General features: G+C 75.7%; 6 protein-coding genes. All 6 read right to left on the bottom strand.

What is annotated here, in order from left to right:
• Nucleotides 1–606, bottom strand: a 606-nt coding sequence (locus ACOV8S_RS32215) for an acyl-CoA dehydrogenase family protein (protein WP_448322111.1), incomplete at its 3' end; no start/stop codon positions are given.
• A complete protein-coding gene (locus ACOV8S_RS32210) occupies nt 599–1,807 on the bottom strand; it encodes an acyl-CoA dehydrogenase family protein (protein ID WP_448322109.1) in 1,209 nt (402 codons plus the stop codon). The genes ACOV8S_RS32210 and ACOV8S_RS32215, both read right to left, overlap by 8 nt.
• Nucleotides 1,804–2,052, bottom strand: a complete 249-nt coding sequence (locus ACOV8S_RS32205) for a phosphopantetheine-binding protein (RefSeq protein ID WP_448322108.1) — start codon at nt 2,050–2,052, stop codon at nt 1,804–1,806. Before ACOV8S_RS32205 ends, ACOV8S_RS32210 begins: the two co-directional genes overlap by 4 nt.
• A gap of 6 nt (nt 2,053–2,058) precedes the next feature.
• A complete protein-coding gene (locus tag ACOV8S_RS32200; protein WP_448322106.1) occupies nt 2,059–3,372 on the bottom strand; it encodes a type III PLP-dependent enzyme in 1,314 nt (437 codons plus the stop codon).
• Nucleotides 3,365–4,915 carry a class I adenylate-forming enzyme family protein gene (locus tag ACOV8S_RS32195; protein ID WP_448322104.1) on the bottom strand — a complete coding sequence of 517 codons (1,551 nt, stop codon included), beginning with the start codon at nt 4,913–4,915 and terminating at the stop codon, nt 3,365–3,367. Before ACOV8S_RS32195 ends, ACOV8S_RS32200 begins: the two co-directional genes overlap by 8 nt.
• Nucleotides 4,912–5,574, bottom strand: a 663-nt coding sequence (locus ACOV8S_RS32190; RefSeq protein WP_448322103.1) for a hypothetical protein, incomplete at its 5' end; no start/stop codon positions are given. The genes ACOV8S_RS32195 and ACOV8S_RS32190, both read right to left, overlap by 4 nt.

The following is a 5,574-nucleotide window of genomic DNA, read 5'->3' as shown; positions in this document are numbered from 1 at the left end:
GCCGGGCCGGGGGCCGGCCCGGGGGAGGGGGGGCCCCGGCACCGCCTCGACACGGACCCGCGGGGCGTCGGCGGGCACCAGGTACCAGGTGAAGTGGGTGAAGTGGGGGCCGGGACGGCGGCGGGCGAGGACGAGCAGCAGGTCGGCGTGGGCCGCGTTGGTGATCCAGCGCTTGCTGCCGTGCAGCACGGGTCCGGCGTCCGTCTCCTCCACGCGTGTGGTGAGGGCGGTGAGGTCGGAGCCGGGGCCGCTGTCGGTGGCGGCGAGGGCCACGACCAGCCGTCCGTCGAGCATCCGCCGGGCGATGTCCGCCACGGCCGGATCACGCCGACCCGCCTCCGCCAGCAGGGGCAGCACGGTGGCGGTCTGGACGCAGACCGCCAGCAGCGGGCCCGCGCCCTGCTCCGCCTCGACGCGGACGATCAGGTCGCGGAGCCGGTCGGGGAGCACCCCGCGTTCGGGTCGCCCCTCCCGGTAGACGCCGCGCAGGGCGCCCTCCTCCCCCAGGCGCGCCCACAGCGCGCGTCCGGATCCCGCGCCGGCCGGGGCGGGCCCGGCCGCGGACCCGGGGCGGTCGCGGTCCACGAGGGCCACGGCTTCAGACAAGGCGCACCTCCGCGTCGAGGAGGGTGAGCTTGCCGTCGGCCAGCAGCAGCCGGTCGTTGCTGTAGTTGAGGCTCGCCGACCGCAGGTCGCGCAGGGAACGCTCCAGTGCGACGGGAGAGTCCCGCAGGTAGCCGTGGCGCAGCCCGACCGCGTCCACCAGGTCCTGCACCGCCGCGTGGCACTGCTCGCTGGCGGTCACCTTCAGCCCGTTGACCAGGAGCTGGACGCGGGGCCGGGAGACGTCCTCGTGCCGGACGGCGTCCAGGGTGTGGGCGAGCAGCGCGGCGACCGTCTCCAGGCGGTGCCGTGCCCGGGCGAGGCGGGTGAGCAGCAGCTCCGAGTCGAGGGAGATGCCGCCGCGGGTGCGTCCGGAGCGGAGCACGCCGACGGTGCGCGCCAGGGCGCCCTCGGCCGTGCCCAGCCAGGCCGCGCTCCAGCCGAGGTGGGCGAGGGGTCCGAAGGTGTGGGTGACGATGTCGCGGAAGCGGCCGTGCTCCCCCACGACCTGGTGGCCGGGTACGGTGCCGCGCAGGTGGAGGGCGCCGCTGTGACTGGCCCGCATGCCGTGCGGGTCCCACTCGCCGGCGGAGGCGACCTCGAGCTGGCTCCGGTCGGCGTACACCAGCGAGACGTCGTGCTCGTCGCCGGAGTCCGGGCTGCGCATGGTGACGAGGAAACCGTCGGCGTGGGCGCCGCCGGTGACGATCGGCGCGAAGCGGTCCAGGAGCAGGTGGCCGTCGCGCTGCTCGAGGGAGGCGGTGGCGGTGAGGAGCGCGCCGCCCTTGCCCGCTTCCGTGGTGACCGACGCCAGGTACACCTCGCCCGCCCCGATCCGGGGCAGGAGCGCGTCGCGCAGCTCGCCGTCGGCGTGCCGGACCAGTGCGGCCACCTGCTGGCAGTGCATCGCGAAGATCATGGCGAGCGACATGTCCTCGCGGCCCAGTCGCCGGGTGACGGTGAGCACGTCGGCAAGGTCGCCGCCCAGTCCGCCCTCGTCGGCCGGGACGAGCAGGCCGAGCAGCCGGGTGCGGCGCAGGGCGTCCAGTGCCTCGACGGGGAAGACGGCCTCGCTGTCGGTGCGCCGCGCGTGTGCCGCGGTCACCTCGGCGGCCTCCTCGGCCAGCGGTGCGAGGAGGAGGGGGGCTTCGCCCCGGCCGGTGGTGCGCGCGGCCGGGGCGGTCGCCGTGGTGGTGGCGGTCACGCGACGGCCTCGGAGGAGCGGGCGGCCTCCACGGCCCGCCACAGCGAGCCGGCGGTCGCGAAGGTCTGCTCGTTGAGGTCGTCGTCGGGCAGCGAGACGTCCATCTCGTCCTCGATGGCGAACAGCAGGTCGACCGACTTCATGGAGTCGAGCCCCAGGTCGCGCAGCGGGGTCTCCTCGGTGAGCGGCTGCTCCTGGAGGCGGGGCAGGTGGTCGCGGAGCACGTTCTCGAACACGGCGTCCATGGCGGTTCAGTCCTTCCGGGTGAGGGTGAGGCGGGAGATGTGCGGTGCGGTGTCGCCGTCGACGGCGACCTCGAACGGGGCCGGGTGGCCGAGGAAGGCGAGCAGGCTGGCGGACAGCCCGTAGGCGCCGACGTTGGGGACGGCGAGCAGGTCGCCGGGGCGCAGCGGGGGCAGCGGGGCCTGTCGCGCCCAGGTGTCGAGCGGCGTGCACAGCGGGCCGGTGACCAGGGTGGGCCGCTCCGCGCCGCGTCCTGCCGCGTCGGTGAGCAGGGTCGGGTTGAGCGGGGGCAGGCGCCGCAGTCCGGCCATGCCGCCGAGGTGGTTGATGCCGGACTCCAGCACGACGACGTCGCGGCCGTGCGACCGCTTCACGTCGAGGACCCGGGTGACGAGGGTCCCCGCGGTGCCCACGAGGTGACGGCCGGACTCGTACGCCGGGCGGGGCGTGTGCTCGCGCCACCCGGGTGCGGAGGCGTCGAGAAGGCCGGTGAGGCCTTCCCGCAGGCCGGTCAGGTCGGCCGCCTCCCCTTCCCTGGCGAAGGGGGCGCCGAAACCGCCGCCGAGGTCGAGGGTGGTGTCCAGCCGCGCGGTGTGCGGGGCCAGGACGGTGCGGAGCCGGGCGGCCGTCGTGAGCGACTGCCGGAACTGCGCCAGCAGATCGGGTACGTGGGTGAGGTTGGTGCCCATGTAGAGGTGCAGGCCGGTGACCTCGACGTGGGGGCGGTCGCCGAAGCGTTCCGGCTCGTCGGTGATCCACCGTGTGTCGGCGCCGAACTGGGAGGCGACGCCGGTCATGGCGAGGCCCTGCCCGGGGGCGGGGCGGTCGTCGTTGACGCGCAGCAGGGTCCGCACCCGCACGCCCGCCCGGCCGGCCAGCCGCTCGAGCTGGTCGAGGCCGGTGGGCGAGTCGGCGCAGAACTCCCGGACCCCGAGCTCCAGGGCCCGCTCGACGTCCCTGTCGCGCTTGCCGGGTCCGGTGTAGAGGACGTGCCCGGCACTCCAGCCGGCGGCGAGCGCGGCGTCGAGTTCGCCGGGCGAGCACACCTCGGGCAGGGTTCCGGCCTCCCTGAGGGTGCGCAGGACGCCGGGATGGGAGTTGGCCTTGAGGGAGTAGTAGAGGTCGGCCGGCTCGGGCAGGGCCGCGCGCAGCCGGGCGGTGTTCTCCCGGACGCGCGCCAGGTCGTACACGTAGGCGGGCGTTCCGACGCCCGCCTCCAGTGCCGCGCGGACGGCGGAGGGCAGGACCTCGGGCGGAGCCGCGTCCTCGGCGGCGGGCCGGGCGGCGTCCGGGTGGGCGGTGGTGGCGGTCGTCTCAGACAAGGCTGCCCACCTCCCGGGCGAGCGCCTTGCGGTCGACCTTGCCGTTGCGGGTCAGGGGCAGGTCGGGCAGCGGCACGCAGCGACGGGGCACCTTGAACTCCTCGATCTCCTCGCGCATGGCCTCCAGGACGTCCTCGGGCCCGCGCTCGGAGACGATCACCAGGACGGCGGGCGATCCGTCGTCCGGCGGCAGGACGGCGGCCTGTTCGACGCCCTCGACGCGGCGGGCGGCCGCCTCGACCTCGGTGGCGCTGACGCGGAAACCGCGCTCCTTGTAGAGGTCGTCACGGCGCCCGGCGAAGTGGACGAAGCCGTGCTCGTCGAGCCATCCGTGGTCACCGGTGCGCAGTTCCGGGAAGAGGCCGTCGCGGCGCGGGAAGCGCTGGGCGGTCAGTTCGGGGCGGCGCCAGTAGCCGGCCATGACGTGCGGTCCGCGCACCACCAGTTCGCCGACCTCTCCCGGGGGCAGCCGTTCCCCGTCGGGGCCGGTCGCGTAGATCTCGGTGCCGGGCAGGGCGCGGCCGCAGCTGCCGGGGTGCTCGAGGTCGGCGTCGGGCGGATTGATGGCGGCGCGCTTGCACTCGGTGAGCCCGAACATCAACTGCACCCGCAGCCCCGGGACGGCGGCCCGCAGCACCTGGAGCGGCTGCGGGGGCATCGCGGCGCCGGTGTTGGTGAGCAGCCGCAGCCGCAGGCGGTGGCCGGGCGAGCGGCGCACCAGTTTGGCCAGTGTCTCGGCGACGGCGGGGACGGAGGCCAGGACGGTCGCGTCGGCGGCCTCGATGTTGCGCAGCAGGGTCGCCCCGACCTCGGCGGGCAGCCCGAGCCGGACCGCGGCCCCGCTGAGGGAGCCGAGGAACAGCTGGTAGAGGCCGTAGTCGAAGGAGAGGGGCAGCGGGCTGTAGACCACGTCGTCGGGGCGGTACCGCAGTTCGCCCTGGATCGCCCGGACCGCGAACAGCACCTGCTGGTGGGTGCTCACCACGGCCTTGGGGGCCGCCGTGGTGCCGGAGGTGTAGATCAGGCACACCGGGTCGACCGGGAGCGGGGCGTGGGTGCCGTCGGTGTCCGCGCCGTGCCGGCCGGGCACGGCGTCGCGGTCCGTCTCGGGATCCGTCCCGGGATCCGTCTCGGGATCCGTCTCGGGATCCGGGCCCCGCGGCACGTCGGAGAGGCGGGCGGTGGTGATGCCGCGCTCGGCCGCCAGGCTCCGGGCGCTCTCGTCGTCGGCGAGCAGGAGGACGGGTTCGGCGTCGTCCAGGACGTGGGCCAGGGCCCGTCCGCGGGTCTGTTCGTGCAGCAGCGCGAAGGGGGCGCCTATGCGGGAGGCGGCGTGGACGACGACGGCGACCTCGACGACCGAGGGGGCGAGCACCACGACGCGTTCCCCGCGGCGGGCTCCGAGGGTGCGCAGCCAGCGGGCGGCGGCGCGACTGGCGGCGGCGAGTTCGCCGTGGGTGAGGGAGTCGCGCGAGGTGCTGAGGGCGGGGGCGTCCGGCGCGCGGTGCGCGGCGTCGTCGATCAGGTCGTGCAGCAGGTTCACGGCGTCTCCCGGTGGGCGCGGGCGGTGATGCGGCACAGGCCGTCGAGGTCGTGGAGGTTCTCCGGGACGAGGTCGTCGGCGTCGAACTCGACGTGCAGCCGTTCCTCGATCCGTTCGACGATGTCGACCATGCGGAAGGAGCCGAAGCCGGGTATCGCGGTCAGCGGACGGCCGGTCAGCAGCTCGGTGACGGGGACGCGGAGCACGGCGGCGGCCTCCTCGGCGACGGCCGTGCGCAGGGCGTCGGGGTCCGCGCAGGAGCCGGCGGCCGGGCCCTGCTCCCCCGCCGGGTCCGGGGCGGTGAACACCCGGGCGTCGGCGTGCAGGAGTTCGGCGAGCCGCTCCAGCGGGCCCGCCGGCTCCGGGCGTCCGCGCAGGACGCGGCGGTGGGCGAGGAAGGTCTGCTCGGTGAGCTTGCCCCAGGCGTGCAGGTGCTCCTCGACGGCCGGCTCCGAGGAGCCGACGCCGGCGCGGTGGGCGGCGTGCAGCCGCCGCGCCCGGGCCAGCAGCCAGGTTTCCAGGGTGAGCCGGGCGAGAGCCTGCTGCCGGTCGGGGTGGTCCCGGTAGGCGCGGACGTACCGCTCGACGGCCTCCGTGGTGGCGGGCACCACCGTGGTGTCGTCCTGGAGGGCTCCGGTGCGGGTGAGGCGGTGGAGTCG

This window comes from Streptomyces sp. CO7 (assembly GCF_053474865.1).
This window is presented reverse-complemented; position numbering and strand designations above follow the sequence as displayed.